This window comes from Synechococcus sp. UW140 (assembly GCF_900474295.1).
GTDB lineage: Bacteria > Cyanobacteriota > Cyanobacteriia > PCC-6307 > Cyanobiaceae > Synechococcus_C.
The window spans coordinates 1-19,371 of the sequence record NZ_UCOB01000026.1; the positions used below are offsets into that span (position 1 = coordinate 1).

Genomic DNA, 19,371 nt, shown 5'->3' on the forward strand with positions numbered 1-19,371 from the left:
TGCGGGCTGGTGTGCCGCTTGAAACTCAAAGTGAGCTGATCACGCTCATGAGCCAAAACCCTCAGTTGATGTTTGAGCGGATTGTGGAGCTTGCGGCAGAGAAGGGCATGACCACCAGCGTTGAGGAAGTCAAAGGGTTCCTGGCGCAAATGGATGAAGAGGAAGAATTTGATGACATCGAACTCGATGCCATCGCTCTGGTCGCCATTGCTGGTGGTGGTGGCGGTGGTCGTCGCGGTTGCGGCTGCCAAGAGGAAGCACACGACGAACCTTGGGGGCGTTGCCCTGGCATGCGGCCGATGCGTAAGTGGTTGTTCGGGAGGAACGCCTGATGGACAAACTGGAACGGTTTAAGCAGCTTTCTGACGCCATGCCGATGGCGACAAAGCTGGAGCTCTATCAGCAGTTTGTTTCCAATCCAGAAGCAGGCATCAACAGCATCATTGCTCTAGCCGCCAAGGAAGGGCTGGAGCTCAATCAAGCTGAGGTCTCGGAACTGATTAAAACCATTGACGTCGATGAAGAGTTTGATGACGTTGAACTGGATGCCATCGCTCTGGTCGCCATTGCTGGTAGGAAAATGAGGAATAGTCGCTGCTGAACAATGACTAGGCCTGGCATGACAGGTGAATAGAAATAATGAGCGCCAGGTAGAGGTTGGTGAAACGCCAAGACAACGGCAGCCTGCTATGGCGCGTGGCGGTGGAAACAGAGGCGTTTTCCCAGGATGCCACTCGCCTACAAAGGTGTTGTGCATTTTGTGAAAATTACCTGTTGCCGAGATTTTTTGGGTTATCAGTGAATGGTCTTAGATGCTTGCCGGAGTTATGACTGAATTAGAAAAGTCTCAAAAGGACGCCAAAACAGCACGTGTCAACCTCGTGCTAATGGGGATTCTTCACTTCTTCTTCGCATTTTTCGCTTCCCTTGGGTACGCGATTTATCTTGATTACTGGAAGCCATTTTTGGTGGCTACGCTGACCGCGATCGCCTCTATTGTCGCTGCCGGCATTGTTGGTGGGATTCTTGGGGCTGTTATTGGTGCGGCTGGTGGCACGGATGAAGCCGCAGGAGTGATTGGAATTATGGTGGGTGTTCTGTTCGGCTTCATCGCCCCTTTGGTTTCTTTTCTGATGTTTAGAGCCAGAGTTTTAGCCCTACGTGATCGCGTAAGGAGTGTGTGACTAGAAGTGATTCGAGTCTTGGCTTTTGGATTAAGAGGCTCAAGGCTTCCGCCTTGTGAGAGCCTGCAACCAGCAGGGCTTGGGAAAGGCGGTTCTACCTACCAACATTCCCAGCATTCTCGATGCTCACAACATCCAGACAATTTATCAACTTGAAGCCTGGGCATCGAGACTGATGGATGAAATTGATATCAGCATCGGCTTAACATTGACAGAAGGGCAGATATGAGCACAAGGCTTAGATGACTAGAACGTGACTTCAATAAAGGCCACTATTGAAGGGATAACTTACACCTCTACATCTTCAATCATCAAGAAGGAGATAAACTAGTGCAGAGCTGGTGGTCTGCTCCTCTCAACTATTCGCCAAGCAACAAACGCAAGACCAAGTCATCAACCCCGCAAAGGATCGCTGTTCAAGCTGCCTCCTATCAGTTTCTCAATACTGGTGACTGTGATAGCCCTAGAGAGCATGACCACTCCTGCAATGGGATCTACCATTGGCCTGGTCATTTAGATCTTGAGACGTGGGAGACAGAGAAACCAGTCAAAGATTGAACTATCACCAACTAGATAGGCCTTCCCTTGAGGCTTGGCTTCACCTGTGTTCGCCTCTTTTGCGCAATTACGCCAAGAAAGCCATCAGCTCCGACAACGCGAAGCCTTCTACATTAATTGCATTGGGGGTTGAATGGATTGATGCTGAACTGGGCTCTCAGAAACCAGCGGCTCTCTTGCTAGCTGAGGCAAGCAGTGTCTCCACTGACAATCAAACCGACTCCAAAGAACTCTGCGTCCTTAGCCTTGTGGTGGCGAAGCCGTTACGACATCAGGGTATAGCGCGGGCCTTGTTAGCTCATGCTGTCCAGCGGGCCCAGAACGAAGGGTTCACCGTGGTGCGTTTCCCTATTCCGCTTCAATCCAAACATTCAACGGCTCTGCATAAGTTGACGCCACCGAGCCAAGGTTGGTCAACCACGCCCGGAGAAGTCATAGTCAATCTGTCGATAGGTGAGCCAGTAGAAACTCTTCTGCAGCGCCTAGAAAAAGTCGTTGCTCATCAAGCGCGCTCTGCAAGCTGGGAGATGAAACCATTTCCTGAGCAGCAAACCAGCTCTCTACGGCAGCGCATCAGCCTGGCGGAAGCAAGCCAGGGGGCTGGCCCATTGCAGACAGATCGTCAGAATGATCAATGGGCTCCAGCTGCTGATTACAGCCGATTATTAACAGATCAAAACGAAATCATTGGCTGGTTGATCACTCACTTTGTTTCGCCTAATTGCCTGCGATATGCCAGGTTTTGGGTGAATCCAGGCTGGGAAAAAACAAGCGCACCATTGGCCATGCTTGCCGATGTAATCAGATCAGCACACTTCAACCAACAGACTGCGGCGATACCCAAGGGTTGCTTCATCTCTCACCCCTCCAATCAGCTACTTCACCATTTAGTTGTGAAGCAATTTAAGCCAGTCTCTGACAGCTGGATGCAACTCGAACATCGAGTCTTAATGATCACATAATTCAGGCACTTTCTCGCAACAGCTGGGCATAAGGGCTCTCTTGATCAGCAATCATATCTTGATGTCGACCTCTTTGAACAACCTGACCTTTGTCCATCACTAGAATCAAATCAGAATCGCGGATTGTGCTAAGCCGATGAGCAACAACAATTTGAGTACAACCACGTCGACTCAGATTTTCAATCACAAGGCGCTCAGTTTCAGCATCAAGGGCCGAGGTTGCTTCATCCATGATCAAGATGCTTGGATCACGCACCAAAGCCCGTGCCAACTCAAGGCGCTGACGTTGTCCGCCCGAAAGATTATGGGCTCCTTCACTCAAGACTGACTCAATTCCTTCTGGCAATCCCTGAATGACATCTTCAATTTCAGCATCACGACAAGCCTTCTGAAGATCTAGGGGTGTAATCAAGGGATTCCAGAGCGTGAGATTCTCTCTCACAGAGCATCCATACAGCTGAATCTCTTGCTGAACCATGGCTAGGGAGTTTGTGGCGACAGCACGAGGTATGGCAACCAAAGGAAATCCGTCGAACAGAATTTCTCCAGACGTGGACTGATAGAGGCCAGCAATTAATTTTGCAAGCGTACTTTTACCACTTCCGCTCCCCCCAACCAAAGCAATGCGTTGGCCAGGATAGATTGTCAGCGACAGTTCATTGATTAACGGATCCTTAATAGCAACAAAGCCAAAGCTTACATTCTCAAGCCGAATGGAACCAGTGAGCCGGCGATTCGCATTAGCGAAGGGAACAGCACGGTCTGCACTATTGAGCAAAGGGTCGCGCGACTGTTCGAGTACGTCCTCCAAACGCAACACCTCGGCTTCAAAAGTAGGCAGTTGCTGGACAAATATGATGATGTTGTCGATCTGGGTCTTAAGCGAAAGTGCGATTGTTTGGGATGCAAGAAGCATGCCCAGAGTGAGTTGACCTTTAATAACAAGGAAGAAACCCAACACGAAGATCACCACTTCGTTAAGTGTGGTCATGGCATTGGGAATGACTCGAATCCGAGCATTTCTCAATTGCAAGTCCTGCAGAGTGTTGAGTAGACGACTTTGAAAACCTGAAAAGCGCCTAAACACATCCTGCTCAATCGCCGCAGCTTTGACAGTTTCAATATCGCGCATAGCGCTAACCACCACAGCATCGGCTTTGGCACCATCCTTCTGCAGGATCAGATTGGCATCTTTTTGAATGCGCAGATTAGCTTGAACAACAACCGCATTGACTCCTGTCGTCGCCATCACCAAAAAGCCCAGCCAAGGGCTATACAACATTGTCAAGACGAGATAAAAGAGCAACAACACCAGTCCGGTTGCCATTGGGATCAGGCGGCTACCGATGAACTCGCCAATACTGGAATTCGCTTCCATTCGGCTAGCAATATCAGAGGCGTAGCGCTGGCTATAGAAACGCTCTGGGAGCGCAAGCATCTGATGTTCAAAGCCAACAGCAAAACGACGGGTCAATCGTTTTTCAAGCTTACGACTACCGAGTAGCTGGAAGTATTGAAGGATTGCCTGCAAGCTAATGGTTAAAGCCATCGCCCAAAGCATCGGCTTAAGCCACTGATCCATACCATTACCAATCACTTCATCGAGATAAATCTGCGCATAGATCGGCATGACGAGCTGAGGCAAAACCAGTAACAAGCCGCTGATCAAAATAAACAATGATCCCCATGGTTCACTGAATAAGCGTCGCCAAACAATGGGCCAAACGGAGGGAGATTTACCGTCACGCACAAAGCTTTCATCAGGCGTGAGCGTGAGAACGATTCCTGTATAACTCGTTTCAAATTCTTCACGGCTAACGGTACGTGGGCCAAGCGCCGGATCGTTGAGGGCAACACGGTCGCCGATGAATCCCTCAAAGACCAGAAAGTGATTAAATTCCCAGAAAAGAATTGCTGGTGGAGTCATTGCCTCAAGGGCTCTGATACCTTTCTTAAAGCCCCTTGCTTTCAGCCCAAATTGAGCAGCAGCCAAAACAAGATTGGCTGCATCACTACCATCCCTGGAGACTCCGCAACTCTCACGCAGTTGAGTAAGCGGCACATATTTTCCATAGTATTGAAGGATAATTCCTAATGATGCCGCGCCGCATTCGGTATATTCCATTTGCAGCCGAGTTGGAGTTCGAACCCATCGTCCACGAGTCTTAGCTTGAAGTTCACGAAAACGTTGTTGAATAAGTTGAATGAGCATCGACATTGCAGTGACTTCAGTAAATCCCTGTGAGATCTCGCAAGATCGGAATCACATAACTGATGGGTCGTCGTTCTTCTACCAACACACGAACCTTGGTCGGCGTTCCTGCCGAAAGCTCTAGTGTTGGACCTGTTCCACCGCCCCAGTTGTACCCACTGGGTGTGTCTGAATCACGCTCCAATGTAGTGGTAACTTCAATCAGTGGCTCATGAGGCTTGGCTCGAACAGACTCCAGTAGGGACTTGACACCAAGACGTTTGATCACGGCTGAATCGCGAACAGGCAACTGCCGAATGTTAATGATTTCACCCTGGATTCCCCCATGCCGCTGTTGTTTGGTGGTAGTGGGGCTGATGCGGACCCTTTGCCCTGTTCGCAGGCGTTTGCCATCTTTAGCGGGAAAAAAGACAAGACTTTCCAGGCCAGCGCGACCATCTCCAGCCTGAAGAGTATATAAAGTAGTGCCCGACTGAACAACCTCTCCTTGATGCACTCCCCGGTCAACCACACAACCACTAATCGGAGCACGAATTAAACTCGTACGTTCTATTTCTTCTAGACGTGAATGAATTTGGCTTTGTTCCGCCTTGATCTGTTGCTCACGTTGACTATTCTCAGACTCTATTAAATATTTCAACGCAGTGAGCTGACGTTGCCTTTTGTTCAGATCGTCTGTAGAGATGGCTCCAACACTTGCCAAGTGCCTGACGCGATGAATATCTTTCTGCAACTGTTCCATACGCATAGCTCCAAGAAGATCTTGATTCTTGTCTTGCAATAACATTTGCTCTAATCGTGACTGAGCTGCTTTCATCTCTACCTCCTGAGTCACCGGATCAATACGACCCATAAGAGATCCACTGGCTAGGCAATCACCAACTTTTGCCTGAAGCTCTGTGACGCGACCCGCCATTTCGCTCTGCACAACGGTGAGGCTGTTTGGCTTGATCAACACGCCACGTCCGCTGACGCGAACAGGGATACGGCCGACAATCGACCAGGCCAAAATAGTAATGCTGAAAAAGCTCAGCGAAGCCAATAGGATCCATTGACTTGGCCGAAGCAGCTGTAGAGGTTGGTCGAGTTGTTCAGGACTGGAGAGTGCATCCAGTGCAGTCTTACGGAAAAGGCTCATTGGATTTGACGCTCCATCAATCGAGCAAACACTCCTTTGCTATTGATCAGGGCGTCGTAATTACCTTGTTCCTGAACCTGTCCTTGATCTAAAACGACGATACGGTCTGCATGACGTATCGTGCTCAGACGGTGCGCAATCACCAAGCGAGTGATGGATAGTTTCTCAAGGCTATTGCTAACGATTGCTTGAGTATGGTTGTCGAGTGCACTGGTGGCCTCGTCAAAAATCAGTAAGCGAGGCTTTCTTACGAGTGCACGGGCAATACCGACACGCTGGCGCTGACCACCTGAAAGAGTGCCACCGCCATCAGGAATGACAGTTTGCATCCCCATTGGCATTTCGCGAATCTCATCGGCCAAGCCCGCCAATTCGGCTGCATGCCATGCCTCTTCTTCCTGGATCACAGCACCACCCGCAATAACCTCGATCAGAGAACCACTAAACAGTGAGTTGGTTTGAAGCACAGTACCAATTTGGCGGCGAACACTACGCAATTCAAGGCCACTAAGAGGTTGGCCATCCAATCGAATCACGCCATCTTCTGGAGCAGCAAATCCAAGCAAGAGACGGACCAAGGTCGATTTACCTGAGCCTGAAGGACCGACAATTGCAACATATTCACCAGCCTTAGCCTCAAAGCTGACGCTATCGAGCACCAGAGGTCGGTCTTCAGAATAACGGTAACTAACGCGATCAATTTGAATATCACCACGCAGGATACCGGCCTCTTGATGGTCATCATCAGATTCAACATTTGCATCAAGCATTGGCCTGAAACGTTCATAGATGATTGGCAAGTCAAAGGCGCCTGACAGCAAGCCAGCCAAACCAGCGATGCCACCAATAAAAGTTCCAAATGCTGCCAAGAAACCAAGCTGTTGCCCTACATTTGGAGCATTCAAAATTGCAGAATTAGAAGCCTCTGAGATCAACTTAGTGATCATTATATAAACAAGTAATGTGCCAAGGTTGGGCATTACTGCTTGCAATAGCTTTACAGTTGCCTGCTTGGCATCGAGAGAATTTTCAAGGGCAATCACTTGCTTAAATCGTCCCGCCCACCATTGGGCTGCAGCTGCTTCAGCACCCGCTATTCGAAGTTTGCTCACAGAGCTGATTAACTCAAGATTACGACTTTGAGCCGCAGCCTTAGCCGTCTCTTGGCGGCGTTGAAGAGATCGAGATTGTACTGCCATGATGGCGGTAGGTAGCACAATCAGACCTGACAGAACCACAGCCAACACTGTTAGCTTGACGCTGATGCGTAGCATGAAGAGGAGATAAAGACTGGTGAGCAGAAACTTCACCAAGCCTCCCTCCATGAGCACTCTGATCTCTTTTCGAAGTTCCTCAAGCGCACCAAAGCGCAACTGCAACTCACCCACAGTACGTTGACGAAAAAAGTCAATTGGAAGACTTAAAACCCGTTGCATCCCTGCCAATTGGATGCGTGCTGCACCGCTTTGCTGAGTTAGTAACACATCCCTGCTTTGCACCCACTCCAAACCAACTCTGGTGATGCCTCCGACAAACAACAACATGCTGATCTGCAATAGAAGCGAGAGGTCTCGATCTGGGAGCGCTTGATTGGCAATCGCGGTGTTGAATGCCGGCGTCAACATTGCTAAAAATGTTGCCAACACCATGACGGCAACACCACTGCGAAAACCGCCACTCAAAAGGCCAAGGCAAGTGCCTAAGCCAGCACCGGATGCCGCCATACAGAAAACCCATCGAGCTGCCCCAACCTCACGGCCGATAGAGAGCAAAAAACCAAGTGCCAAGCCGAGAAGAAGGCCAATCACAATGAATTGAGTGATCTCTCTGGGCTTTCCAAATGCAAAGCGCAACAAACCAGGCGTAGTGAGATCTTGGCGCATTAAACCTGGGCTAATGGCCACCATGCGTGGGCTGAGCTTGCTCAGAATCGTCCGGCAATCAGCCACGGGGATTGGATGGGGCATGCTCTCAGGAGCCCAGAGCATATAACCATTTTTTTTAGATTGAAGCAGAGCAGGGGAATCGCGATCCTCTTCGAAAAAAGCAATGAGATCACCACAGTTTTGTTGTAATTGATGTTCGTTCATCACGACATCACGTCCAATCAATCCATTGCTCTCAAGTAAATGCTGCAAGTATCGACGTGAATTTAAGCTATCACTCCCTACTGAGATAGCAGCATGAGCAGTTCGCCCCCTGATGAGGGCAATGCAACGCATTAATGCATCATCCTGATGCGATACCCCAATCAAGCTGGAATTCAAAGTGTCATCAGATTCAAGGTGGCGAAATAATTCAGTTGCCGTCGATTGATCAAGCGCCAAATGGCTGGCCAACCTCTCATCATGTCTATGAATTAGTTCAAAACTGAGCGCCTCAAATAGACCACAAATATTTCCAGATTGATCGTGCACAAGATTGGGATTTAGCTGCTTCAGAAGTGTGCATAGCTGGTCCTCTAACCATGCATTTCCACGTGATGCATCTGGAATTTCCTCTCCAAGGAAAGTAACATCTTGTGCAGTTCTGAGTTGAAGCGGTAGTGCAGTGACCGTCTCACGAGGCAAACCTGGCAGCACAATACCCACAGGTACTCGCAAAATCGTAAAGCCACTGATCACGACCATCAGACCATGACCATCTGCCTTGAATGGATGGTCAGGCCATGAAATCAACTCACCAGCAAAAACCTTCATCACGGGCGCCCAGATGAACCTTGAAAATGTTCACATAGATTGCTAAATCTCTGGCCAGCACGATTAATGATACCAAGCTGATTGAGATCGAGCTGATCATCATCATTGCCTTGCTCAGCGGCTCCACTTCGTGTTGCCAATTGCCGGCTTAGCAGTTGATCCCGACTACGTTGAGACAGCATACAACTCAAACTACGATAAAATCTTGCGGCAAAATCAGGTCGTTGATGAAATGCCAACTTCAGCTGTTGCTTATTGATCTCAAGAAGTTCCATTCCGTTGGAACTGATGACACTCGCCGTTGCGCCTTGAGAATCTGCAATGAGCAATGTAAGTTCTCCAAGTAGCTCACCACGGCGAGAGCTTCCCACCTGCTTATTGCCACCATTCAAGCTCACAAAAATCTCTGCCTCACCGGACAAGATTAGATAAATTGAAGACACTTTTTCTCCTTGCATTAAAAGCCGATCACCAGGCTTGATCCTTCGCAGCGAACCAAGTGTTGCAAGCAAGTTGATATCTCGATCATTGAGCTTAGAAAAAAGAACAAAGACCTTTCGCAATGGTTCTATCTCGACACCAGCTTCACTATTCCGATGAATCCAAGCATTTTGCCGATTGATCTGGCTGGCAAGTTTCCTGGCAATGATCCAATGCAAGTCCGCCGAAAGCTTGGGATCATCTTCAGCCAAGCGTTCCAAAACAGAGGGCTTTAGTGCAAGTAATTTGCATGGGCTCAGCGCAAGCACAGTTGCCACTGCTGGACGATTTTCAAGCCAGCTCATTTCTCCTACAATCGCACCATGGCCTAAGATCGCCAATTGCTTTTGATTACCACTTGGATCGGTCGTTTGAACGGATAACTCACCATCCACTAGGACATACACAGAACTACTGAGATTTCCCTCGACGATCAAGGGCTGACTAGCATCAATTCTTGTCATTTGACCAGATGCTTCCAGCCAGGCGATCAAATCATCGCCGGCTTGCTCGAATAAATTAAACTCGCCAGCGCTGCGCATGCTGATGCTGATGCCGCGGACCCATGTATTTAATCCTAGTTGAGTTTAGCCATTGCGGCAACAAATACACCACAGCCCAAGACAACTTTTTCAGCTCAAAAGCATATGATCTCGGCTCGCTTTTGCAACAGATCAGAAATCAAAAAAGCAAGCTAGAGAACAAGCCTTGATGGATGCATATTAGCAAGACGAGAGGAATACAGAAAGAGGTTTCTAGGGGGCGTTAGCGTAAATCCTTGAATTGATAATTTTCACTATCAGCAAAACATATTCAGCCAGGAAGTCTTTAGGTGGCACGATGCACGAGAATGATTAGTATTGGCAAGAGCCTATTGAAGCAATAGGCAGAGGCACAAATCAGGGAGATGCTGCCACGGCACTGATTCAATGCTTAATTAAAACTCCTGGTTTTTCACTTTAACTTGGTCATTGCTGATGAAGGTTTCAAGGCGAACAGCATTGCGCGCAGCTGTGTACTTGGCGACACCATGGCTTTTGTTTGGGCCAAGCCAGTTACGTGCTCGTAATTCACGAGACGCACAGAATAGCGAGAAGCATGTTGTTGTTATTGGTGCAGGAATGGCTGGGATTAGCGCCGCCAAGCAGTTACTGGTCAATGGTTATAGGGTGACGGTGCTCGAGGCTCGAGATCGACCAGGAGGACGAATCTGGACGACTCAACGCTTAGGTGTACCAGTTGATTTAGGAGCAGCCTGGATTCATGGTGACTCTAGAAACAACCCTTTAATGAAGTTAGCTAGGGAGCACAGCTTAAGAACTCGAGCAACCGACTGGGATGAGACTTGGCTTTACAAAAAAGGGCAGGGCGTGATCGAAAATGATAGTGATTACGAGCTAATTGAAGAAAAAGCCCAGCAGATCATCAACCGCATCCATGACTTGCAGCGCACAGCATCAGACAACGAATCAATGGGGAATGCAATCAATTTACTGCTGGAATCCACCAGTGGTTCTTCTATTATTAAAGATGGAGTGAGATGGTGGCTATCAAGCGAGATCGAAGCTGTCATGGGAGTCAACTACAAGGACTTATCACTTAAATATTGGGATGAAGATGAAGAATTTGACGGTAGTGACTTACTGCTAGAGAAGGGGTACGGCAATTTGATCGAAAAAATGGCTACAGGACTAGATATTCGCTACCAACACATTGTGGATAAAATACAATATTCTGAAGGTGGTACAAAAGTCTCTGGAGGATGGGGGTCAATGGAAGCAGATAGTGTCCTTATTACAGTGCCACTTGGGGTGCTAAAAGAAAGCTTCATTCAATTCACGCCTAAACTTCCCCGAGGCAAGCTAGATAGTATTGAAAGACTAGGCATGGGGCTACTAAATAAAATCGTAATGCGCTTTAGAGAGCCATTTTGGCCATCAGATGCTCATCGCCTCGGATTACTGAGCAGCACAACATTAGAACGAGTGGAATTCTTTCCGATCCCCCCATTAGCAGACAGTACAGTTCTACTTGCACTGGTTTATGGAGACTTTGCTCGGAGGATAGAGGATTTACCGAAGCAACAAATTGTTCAACTTTTACTCTCGCAATTGAGGGATATGTTTGGTGAGACTGTTCCTTCAGATGTCTTAGACATTATGATTACCGGTTGGGGAAATGATGAATTTGCTATGGGCTCTTATTCACATATTCCACCAGGCGCTTCACTGCAAGATTGTGAGGATCTCTCTAAACCGGTTGGCGCAAGTTTGTTCTTTGCAGGAGAAGCAACTAACCGCCTATATCCTGGCACGGTGCATGGTGCATATTTGTCGGGATTACGAGCAGCCAGACAGATAGAATTGGCCCATTCATGATCAATAAAATCATCACAATGAACAAAGCTATGCTGTTCATATTCACTGCTTGTTCATCGTTTAAGGCACACCTAGGATTTACTAATTAATGAGATTTTCTCTGACCAGTATTCGTTTCGTTCTAACTGGAGGAGTGACACTCTGTATTGTTCTTGTTGGTGGATTAGTAGGCGGAATTTCAATATGGGGCGGAATGAGCTCAGCCATGAGCCTGACTCGAATGGCACAAGTGAAGCAAACCATGATGTTGTCAGAGGAGTTAACCTCATTCACTAATTCTCTTCGCCAGGAAGCCGCCACAATTTCGGAAGTAATTGGCCAATCTGCTTTTGGCTTAAACAACAAAGAGATAATTACTATTTTATCAGCCTATTCAGAGCACAAAAGCTCCCTAACAAGTATTACAATTGTTCGCAAGAATAGAACCAACGTATGGGTTGGTCGTTGGAAAGGAGAAGTCGTCCATGAAGTGAATACTGAGCTAGCTGAGGAAGCCTATGTCTATGCAATTGAAGGGAGACCAGGTGATGGGGGTGAAGGGTTTGAGGATATTTACATCGAACCATCAGAAGGTCGACCAGTAATTACATATACAAAGCATTTTGCAGACCAGAGCAATCAACCTGCCGGCACTTTATATCTCGACTTGGGATTAAAGACACTTTCCAAGTCATTATCTGATATACCGGGTCCTGATCAAGAGAAAATATTTATCTTTGATGCCAATGGATCGGCCATTGCTCATCCCTCCCTCATCAAGATGGAAGCTTACAAAACTTTTAGAAAAGTCCCTCATATAGGGAATCTAGGTGATCCCGTCGCCAAGGCCATCTATCAGAAAATAAGTACAGGGAATTTCGATATGACGGACATCAAGGTAGGCAAGGAAGCCTGGCTTGTTTCTATTGCTCGGAACCAAGATGTTGGTGATTCTGATTGGTTCGCAGTGTCTGTAATCCCCCGCCAAGTTGTTTTGGGGCCAGTGTTAGACAGAGCAAAATTAGTCACCTTTATTTCACTTGTGATTGTGGTGGCTGCAATTATTATTAGCCAGTTAGTTGGTCGTTCTATAGCTCGACCATTGGGCAAGCTTGCTTCCGCAGCCGCTGCGGTCCAGGAGTTGGATTTAAAGCTTGCAGTATCTGAGTTGAGTTATTTTGATGAGTTGAGAAAAACGGAGAAGGCATTTCGTGCAATGCTTCGAAGTTTAGATGTGTTTGCTAAATATGTGCCCAGCAGCTTAGTAAGGCGTTTAATGCAACTGCAGGCAAATGGATATTCAGTGATTGCTGAGGAAAGAAAAGTTACCATCCTTTTCACTGATGTTGTCGGATACACCTCAATCTCAGATGGCATGCCTCCTGCCGAGCTCGCTGCTCTTCTGAATGAGTACTTTGAGATACTTGTCGACAAAGTCATTGAACATGGCGGTACAGTGGATAAATTTATTGGTGATGCCTTGATGGTTTTTTGGAATGCTCCTGACCATCAACCTGATCATGCTGACCGCGCCATTCAAGCTGGACTAGCGATTCAGGAAGCCGTCAGAGGATTTAATGCACTGAGGTCTGCCAAGGGTTTGATGCCTTTAGAAACAAGAATCGGAATGCATACTGGGTTAGTCCTTGCAGGTGAAATTGGCTCGACTGAGCGTATGAACTACACGATCGTCGGTGATGCAGTTAATACTGCTGCTAGGCTTGAATCTTTAGGGAAAAGTGTTGGGCAAATGTTGTGCATTTCTAGCTCAACAAAGGATGAAGCTCACGGCATTTATCAATGGCAAGAGGTTGATCGAATCATCTTAAGGGGGAGGTCGGATCAAACATTAGTTTATACAATTAAAGACGCTTAAACCTTCCCCACATAGGACTTAGAGCCATCAATGATTCATCAAAAGCCCTTCTTAAATGGATGGATGGATGGATGGATGGATGGATGGATGGATGGATGGATGGATGGATGGATGATTTTTCCCTATTGTCGATTACCTTAGATTGCCCCGAGGGCTCTTCAACTCAACGCTGCTAGATCTTGCTTAATAAGATCGACAAGACGTCAACTTCATGGCACTTCGCTGAACTGCAGTTGCTAAATCCTGAAACACAAATCGGGCGTCACAACCTACTGACACAAGCCCCTAAGGTGATGTTCAGTCACATTGTGAGGGTAACTTGTGAGAAGGGGAAAGAGCGTCAAAGAGCCAAGGAGTTATCGACATTAATCCACACAACCTCCTCACTTTCAAAGACATCTAGCACGATACATGAGTCTGCTCATATCCGAGAAATCAGTTCGTGCATGCAGAGCATGCCAGTTATCACACAACAGCACATCACCAGACTCCAACCTCACATGTTCGACAAATGAAGACTCCTGAATTGCCTTTTCAAATGCCTGAGCAAGGCTAAGGTCAGAATCATTTTTGCAAACGATGTTATCGCTCCGCCAGCGAATAGTTCCATCCTTAAGAAAGATCGGCGATGGGGGCGAAAAAGCCGGAGTGGATTTGGACCTAAACACCGCCGGAACAGCCCAACTCCAGACGCTCTGTTTCATCCGCTCGACTGCTTGACTGCCAAGTGCCTCTAGCGCAACTTGATAGGCATCCTTCATACTGATCAGAAGGTTGTCACCACCATCGGCTGCAGGGGTATTGCAGGCGAGAATGAACAGAGGTTCAGGATATTGATGATATTGCGAATCGGTATGAAAGCCTGCGGGACCAGCAATTTCGGAATACGTTCCCGTGCTCTTACGGGGTTGTACTGGCCAGGAACCTGTCCCTCCATCACGAAGGGACAGGTCACCGAAGCCCTTAGCAAAATCCTCAACCGCGGCAGCAGTAACTGGTTTAGACAATACCTGTCTGAACACACGATACTTCGTCTGTTCAGAGAACAGCGACTTCAAATCGGCATCTGTTAGGGGCATGCGAGCAACACCCTATAGAAGGGATCGTATATCACTTCATAGACCAGCAAAGAGTCAACAAGTCTATAGCTTTCTGCATACAAACCACCAACAGTCCCTTTTGATGATGTTGTGATTGACTTCGATTGTAGTGAATACAGCGTTCGAAATAGAGTGACCAAGCCACAACGGAATCGGCCGCCAATTAGGGATTGCTACTGAGCATCACAATCCATCTCAGATCGAACAACAGAATTCAATAGCGAGGAACGCCAGGATCAATCTGCTGTGACCAGGCATCGATCCCACCTTCAACGTTGATTGCCCTAATGCCATGGCCAGCCAGAGCCTGGACCGCCTTGGCAGAGCGCCCACCCAGTTTGCAGTGCACGAAGAGCGGTTTGTCGGCGGAAAGAGCACGGATTCGTTCCACGGCTTCGCCGCTTTCGATCGTTGCCAGAGGAATCAATTCCGCACCGGGGATCACGGCCACCTCCGCCTCCGGCGGATTACGCACATCCACCAACACCAAAGCCTCGCCTGCATCAAGTCGTTGCTTGAGCTCCTGAACGCTCACGCTATCCATGCCTTCCATGTCCTCCGGGACCGATCCGACGCCACTGGCGCCGCAGAACGCTTCGTAGTCAATCAGCCGATCGATCACCGGCCTCTCAGGAATGGGCTGCAAACGGAATTCACGGAACCGCATCGCCAACCCATCCACCACGAGAAGCCTCCCGTCCAGAGGTTGACCGATGCCAGTGATCACCTTGATCGCTTCGGTGGCCTGCAGTAAACCGATCAACCCCGGCATCACCCCGAGAACACCCCCTTGCGCACATGAGGGCACAAGACCCGGCGGTGGGGGTTCGGGCACCAAATCGCGGTAATCCGGACTGGAAGCGGTGAGGTTGAACACACTCACCTGACCTTCAAATCCCTGCACAGAGCCATAGATGCATGGCTTGCCCAACAACACACAGGCGTCATTGATCAGATATCGACTCGGGAAGTTATCGGTGCCATCACAAATCAGGTCGTAGGGGCGAAACAGCTCCAGGGCATTGGTCGGCGTGATCCTCGTGTTGTAGGTGTCCACCCTGCAAAAAGGGTTGAGATCGTTGATCCGGGCACGCGCGGATACAACCTTGTCCTCGCCCACGCTGGACGTGCCATGGATCACCTGACGCTGAAGGTTGGAGTGATCCACCACATCGAAATCAACGATGCCAATACGCCCAACCCCTGCAGCCGCCAGGTAGAGCAGCAACGGTGATCCGAGGCCACCGCTGCCGACACACAGCACCGATGCAGCCTTCAGGTGCCTCTGGCCTTCAATCCCAAGCTCAGGCAGGCTGAGATGACGGGCATAACGGGCCCGCTCTTCCTGACTGATGTCAGCGGTTTGATCCGCGGAATCGCCTGACACAGATGAACAAAGTGAACGACACCCTTAGTCAGTGTGTGCCACAGCGCCAGCCTCGGGCTCGAGCCACCAGGCGCGAAAGGAGTGATCTTTGGCCATGATCACCATCAACGAAGGTTCATAAAGCCAGCGGCGATCCGTGAGCGAAGGGATGGCCTCGCCGCCAGGGTGGGAGTGAGCGCTGCCAAGCACCTGACATCCGCAATGGCGCCCCCAGCGCTGGGCATGAAGCTGCTCCCGCGGATCGATTGCGAAACGGTTGTGAAGGCTGGGTGAAGTCTGTGTTGAGCGGTCTTCTGTGGCTCCATGCTGCTGATTTGCCAGCTCGGGCAATCCCTCCAAACCTGAACGCCAGACGTTGCAGCAGGGCCACACCGCTCTGACGTTCCAAGCCTGGTGACTGCGGTCTCCTAGCAGCAGGGCACATCCCTCGCGAGGGAAAGCCGAGACGAGCGTGCGGCGGAGAATGATCAGGACATCGGAATCGAATGCCAGAAGCCATGGCGTTTCGAGAGAATGACCGATACGCTCAACGAACATTTTGCAGCTGCCCCGGGCTCATGAGTGAGGACACCACTGCGGTCAAGGACCCCACGTCAACCGAAACCATGCCTGACAGCGACTCCAACCCCACCACTGAAACGATCAACTTCACCGAGCGCTACAGCGAAGTGCTGGGCAAGGTGAATGAAACCCTCGACCAAGTGGATTGGAGTCAAGTCGGCCGAATTGGCAAGGTGGTCGGCATCTTGGCAGCTGTGATTGTTGCGCAAATTCTGATCAAAGGAATCTTAGACACGATCAACTTGCTGCCAGTGGTGCCAGGTCTTCTCGAGCTCTTGGGTGTCGTCGTCGTCGGCCAATGGAGCTGGAACAACCTCACAACCAGCGACAAGCGTTCCGCTTTGGTGAATCGTGTTCAAACGCTTCGCCAGGAATACCTCGGCTGATTCAATCGAATCGCTGTTTCAACAGGCGGATGGATTGGCGGCACTGCTGCCGATAACCACCGCCAAAAAGATTGGCGTGATTGAGCAGGTGATACAGGTTGTAGACCTCGATCCGGTCTGAGGCCCCGAACGCCAGGGGCCATTCCTCCTCATAAGCCGTATAAAAGCCCTGGCTGAACCCTCCGAAGAGATGGGTCATCGCCAGATCCACCTCACGATCGGCCCACCAGCTGGCCGGATCAATCAAGGCACCTCGGCCATCAGCCAAGACGCCGGCATTTCCACCCCAGAGGTCGCCATGGACAAGCGATGGGGCTGGGCTGTGCTCTTCCAGCACCTGCGTGAGCACCTCCAGCCATGCCTTGGAAGGAAGCTCCAGGCCCCAGGCTTGGGCGAGCCGGAGCTGGGGGCACAATCGCAGCTGCACGTATGCCTCCCCCCAGCTGTCGCGCCAGCCTCCTGGTTGCGGACCCAAGCCGATATATCCATCGCTAGACCAGCCATAACGGCCAGGACCCCGCTGCATCGAATGCCGATGCAGCTTGGCCAGCCCCCGACCAAGGGCTGCCTGATCGCCACCCGTCTGGTCCAGCCAAGGCACCACCAACAGCGCCTGACTGGATTCGGCACGAAGCAGGGCCAGGGGCTTCGGCACCATCAAATCGCGAGGATCTGCAGCGGCATTCAAGGCCTGAAGGCCCAGCCTTTCGGCCTCCAACATGGCCTCTGTGCCCTGCTTGGCAAAGAGCACCCTGCCGTCCGAGAACTGAAGCTGCCAGGCGGACTGGCTGCAACCACCACCGAGTGAACGGCAATCCTCGAGGCGTGCTCCGCCCATGAGAGAGGAGTTCTGACGGAGAATCTGTTCCAGTTCTGCCCGCATCCACGGCACCAGGCCCTGCACTGCCAGCATGGCCTGATGGAGCCTGAACAGGACGTCATCGTGATTGGCGGTGGCATCGCCGGACTGACTGCAGCCGCACTACTCGCCCACGACAACATCAACGTGACCCTGCTGGAGGCCCATCACCAGCTCGGGGGATGCGCTGGCACATTCCGGCGAGGGCCGTATACGTTTGATGTTGGCGCCACCCAGGTCGCAGGCTTGGAACCGGGCGGAAGCCATGCCCGCATCTTTCGGCACCTCGGACTTGTCCCACCGGCTGCCGAGCAACTCGATCCCGGCTGTGTTGTGGATCTGGCCGATGGCAGTAAGCCGGTCCACCTCTGGCATGACCCAACCCGTTGGCATCAAGAACGTGCCCATCAATTCCCAGGTTCCGAGAGGTTCTGGGCTCTCTGCTCCTGGCTGCATCAACGGAACTGGGCCTTTGCCGGGCATGACCCCGTGCTGCCAGTGCGCAACGGCTGGGATTTTCAACGCACCCTCAAGGCGATCGGACTCGGCACCTTGGCCAGCAGCCCATTCAGTCTGATGAGCGTCGCAGACCTGCTCCGTCTCTGCGGCTGCGCAGACCAGCCGCGGCTGCGACGTTTTCTAGATTTACAGCTGCGGCTTTACTCCCAGGAGCCCAGCGAGCGAACGGCCGCTCTCTATGGCGCCACCGTGCTGCAAATGGTGCAGGCACCGCTGGGGCTCTGGCATCTCCATGGCTCGATGCAGGTGCTGAGCGAACTGCTCGCGAGCGCCATTCGCCGCGATGGAGGAGAGGTCAGCCTGAAGCGTCGTGTGACCCGACTGGAACGAACCGAGACCCATCAATGGATTGTGCACGGACAAGATCGCAATGGCACCAGTCACCAGTGGCGCTGCCAAGAGCTGATCTGCAGCCTGCCTCCCCAGTGCCTGCCCGCGCTCTTCCCCCAAGGTGACGGCCAGAGATCGCCACTGCCCGCGCACTACAGAAACCGACTGCAGAGACTGGAAGCCCCAAGCGGAGCACTGGTGCTTTACGGAGCCCTGGATCGCAGTCTGCTGCCGCAAGATTGCCCTCTCCATCTCCAGCGCGATGGAGAGGATCCTGGTTCCTTGTTCGTCTCTGTCAGCCGCGACGGAGATGGGCGAGCCCCCAGCGGACAAGCCACCCTGATCGCCAGCGTGTTCACCGATCCACGCCAGTGGGCTGAGCTCACGGAACCAGAGCACCAGAAACGCAAGCGCAAGACGTTAGACACCATGCGCAGCAGCCTGGAGAGCTGGCTCGGCATTCCCACACAGGGATGGAATCACCTCGAGCTCTCGACGCCAAGAGCCTTTGCCCACTGGACCGGACGGCCTCAGGGCATCGTGGGAGGCCTGGGCCAGCACCCCCACCATTTCGGCCCGTTCGGGCTGGCCAGCCGCACACCAGTTCCAGGTCTATGGCTTTGCGGGGACTCCATCTATCCCGGGGAAGGGACCGCCGGCGTCAGCCTCTCAGCCCTGATGGCATGCCAGCAACTGATGGCCCGCCGCGGCAGCTCACTCACGGTTGAATAACCAGAATCGACAAGCCCACAGCGACAACCAG

Annotated in this window: 16 protein-coding genes; 8 read left to right on the forward strand and 8 right to left on the reverse strand. The window is 50.8% G+C overall.

The window, feature by feature from the left end; translation table 11 throughout:
• From DXY10_RS10685 to DXY10_RS10705, 4 genes are all read left to right on the forward strand, one after another.
• Window positions 1-332 (forward strand): hypothetical protein (locus tag DXY10_RS10685; RefSeq protein WP_206749699.1); only part of this gene is annotated, 332 nt, incomplete at its 5' end.
• Complete coding sequence (locus DXY10_RS10690; RefSeq protein WP_170955803.1) at window positions 308-601, forward strand: hypothetical protein; 294 nt, start codon at window positions 308-310, stop codon at window positions 599-601. The genes DXY10_RS10685 and DXY10_RS10690, both read left to right, overlap by 25 nt.
• A 211-nt stretch (window positions 602-812) precedes the next feature.
• On the forward strand, window positions 813-1,184 hold the full coding sequence (locus tag DXY10_RS10700) for a DUF2628 domain-containing protein (protein WP_115019216.1): 372 nt from the start codon (window positions 813-815) through the stop codon (window positions 1,182-1,184).
• Between the two features lie 617 nt (window positions 1,185-1,801).
• Window positions 1,802-2,704, forward strand: a complete 903-nt coding sequence (locus tag DXY10_RS10705) for a GNAT family N-acetyltransferase (protein WP_170955805.1) — start codon at window positions 1,802-1,804, stop codon at window positions 2,702-2,704.
• A gap of 1 nt (window position 2,705) precedes the next feature.
• On the opposite strand, the gene DXY10_RS10710 is transcribed toward DXY10_RS10705, so the two are convergent.
• The 4 genes from DXY10_RS10710 to DXY10_RS10725 all read right to left on the reverse strand — a co-directional run bounded on the left by DXY10_RS10710 (window position 2,706) and on the right by DXY10_RS10725 (window position 9,775).
• Window positions 2,706-4,829 (reverse strand): NHLP family bacteriocin export ABC transporter peptidase/permease/ATPase subunit, encoded by a 2,124-nt coding sequence (locus tag DXY10_RS10710; RefSeq protein WP_244282273.1) that lies wholly within the window; start codon window positions 4,827-4,829, stop codon window positions 2,706-2,708.
• A 103-nt stretch (window positions 4,830-4,932) separates the two neighbouring features.
• Window positions 4,933-6,054 carry an HlyD family efflux transporter periplasmic adaptor subunit gene (locus DXY10_RS10715; protein ID WP_115019218.1) on the reverse strand — a complete coding sequence of 374 codons (1,122 nt, stop codon included), beginning with the start codon at window positions 6,052-6,054 and terminating at the stop codon, window positions 4,933-4,935.
• Window positions 6,051-8,753, reverse strand: a complete 2,703-nt coding sequence (locus tag DXY10_RS10720) for an ATP-binding cassette domain-containing protein (RefSeq protein ID WP_244282274.1) — start codon at window positions 8,751-8,753, stop codon at window positions 6,051-6,053. Before DXY10_RS10720 ends, DXY10_RS10715 begins: the two co-directional genes overlap by 4 nt.
• On the reverse strand, window positions 8,753-9,775 hold the full coding sequence (locus tag DXY10_RS10725) for a cyclic nucleotide-binding domain-containing protein (protein WP_115019219.1): 1,023 nt from the start codon (window positions 9,773-9,775) through the stop codon (window positions 8,753-8,755). The genes DXY10_RS10720 and DXY10_RS10725 overlap by 1 nt, the downstream gene beginning before the upstream one ends.
• Window positions 9,776-10,252: 477 nt before the next feature.
• Between DXY10_RS10725 and DXY10_RS10730 the strand changes: the two genes are divergently transcribed.
• Both DXY10_RS10730 and DXY10_RS10735 read left to right on the forward strand, forming a co-directional pair.
• A complete protein-coding gene (locus tag DXY10_RS10730) occupies window positions 10,253-11,611 on the forward strand; it encodes an FAD-dependent oxidoreductase (RefSeq protein ID WP_170955806.1) in 1,359 nt (452 codons plus the stop codon).
• Window positions 11,612-11,816: 205 nt separating this feature from the next.
• Window positions 11,817-13,466 (forward strand): adenylate/guanylate cyclase domain-containing protein, encoded by a 1,650-nt coding sequence (locus DXY10_RS10735; RefSeq protein ID WP_170955807.1) that lies wholly within the window; start codon window positions 11,817-11,819, stop codon window positions 13,464-13,466.
• Between the two features lie 389 nt (window positions 13,467-13,855).
• Here DXY10_RS10735 and DXY10_RS10740 read toward each other — a convergent pair whose 3' ends face one another.
• From DXY10_RS10740 to DXY10_RS10750, 3 genes are all read right to left on the reverse strand, one after another.
• Complete coding sequence (locus DXY10_RS10740; protein ID WP_115019224.1) at window positions 13,856-14,545, reverse strand: TauD/TfdA family dioxygenase; 690 nt, start codon at window positions 14,543-14,545, stop codon at window positions 13,856-13,858.
• A 235-nt stretch (window positions 14,546-14,780) separates the two neighbouring features.
• Complete coding sequence (gene moeB / locus DXY10_RS10745) at window positions 14,781-15,953, reverse strand: molybdopterin-synthase adenylyltransferase MoeB (RefSeq protein ID WP_115019226.1); 1,173 nt, start codon at window positions 15,951-15,953, stop codon at window positions 14,781-14,783.
• Window positions 15,954-15,977: 24 nt separating this feature from the next.
• On the reverse strand, window positions 15,978-16,490 hold the full coding sequence (locus DXY10_RS10750) for a M67 family metallopeptidase (protein WP_115019228.1): 513 nt from the start codon (window positions 16,488-16,490) through the stop codon (window positions 15,978-15,980).
• Between the two features lie 20 nt (window positions 16,491-16,510).
• Here DXY10_RS10750 and DXY10_RS10755 point away from each other — a divergent pair, with 20 nt between their 5' ends.
• On the forward strand, window positions 16,511-16,900 hold the full coding sequence (locus tag DXY10_RS10755) for a CAAD domain-containing protein (RefSeq protein WP_115019230.1): 390 nt from the start codon (window positions 16,511-16,513) through the stop codon (window positions 16,898-16,900).
• A gap of 1 nt (window position 16,901) precedes the next feature.
• Here the strand turns inward: DXY10_RS10755 and DXY10_RS10760 are convergent, their stop codons facing one another.
• A complete protein-coding gene (locus DXY10_RS10760; RefSeq protein ID WP_244282275.1) occupies window positions 16,902-17,813 on the reverse strand; it encodes a fructosamine kinase family protein in 912 nt (303 codons plus the stop codon).
• Between the two features lie 6 nt (window positions 17,814-17,819).
• Between DXY10_RS10760 and crtD the strand changes: the two genes are divergently transcribed.
• A complete protein-coding gene (gene crtD, locus DXY10_RS10765; RefSeq protein WP_115019232.1) occupies window positions 17,820-19,340 on the forward strand; it encodes a C-3',4' desaturase CrtD in 1,521 nt (506 codons plus the stop codon).
• Window positions 19,341-19,371: the final 31 nt, after the last annotated feature.

Bases quoted from the DNA above. Each gene is read 5' to 3' on its own strand.
- DXY10_RS10755 (WP_115019230.1), top strand. From the start codon at position 16,511: ATGAGTGAGGACACCACTGCGGTCAAGGACCCCACGTCAACCGAAACC.
- crtD (WP_115019232.1), top strand. From the start codon at position 17,820: ATGGAGCCTGAACAGGACGTCATCGTGATTGGCGGTGGCATCGCCGGA.
- DXY10_RS10735 (WP_170955807.1), top strand. From the start codon at position 11,817: ATGAGCCTGACTCGAATGGCACAAGTGAAGCAAACCATGATGTTGTCA.
- DXY10_RS10720 (WP_244282274.1), bottom strand. From the start codon at position 8,753: ATGAAGGTTTTTGCTGGTGAGTTGATTTCATGGCCTGACCATCCATTC.
- DXY10_RS10715 (WP_115019218.1), bottom strand. From the start codon at position 6,054: ATGAGCCTTTTCCGTAAGACTGCACTGGATGCACTCTCCAGTCCTGAA.
- DXY10_RS10700 (WP_115019216.1), top strand. From the start codon at position 813: ATGCTTGCCGGAGTTATGACTGAATTAGAAAAGTCTCAAAAGGACGCC.
- DXY10_RS10740 (WP_115019224.1), bottom strand. From the start codon at position 14,545: ATGCCCCTAACAGATGCCGATTTGAAGTCGCTGTTCTCTGAACAGACG.
- DXY10_RS10725 (WP_115019219.1), bottom strand. From the start codon at position 9,775: ATGCGCAGCGCTGGCGAGTTTAATTTATTCGAGCAAGCCGGCGATGAT.
- DXY10_RS10750 (WP_115019228.1), bottom strand. From the start codon at position 16,490: ATGTTCGTTGAGCGTATCGGTCATTCTCTCGAAACGCCATGGCTTCTG.
- DXY10_RS10710 (WP_244282273.1), bottom strand. From the start codon at position 4,829: ATGGAATATACCGAATGCGGCGCGGCATCATTAGGAATTATCCTTCAA.
- DXY10_RS10760 (WP_244282275.1), bottom strand. From the start codon at position 17,813: ATGCTGGCAGTGCAGGGCCTGGTGCCGTGGATGCGGGCAGAACTGGAA.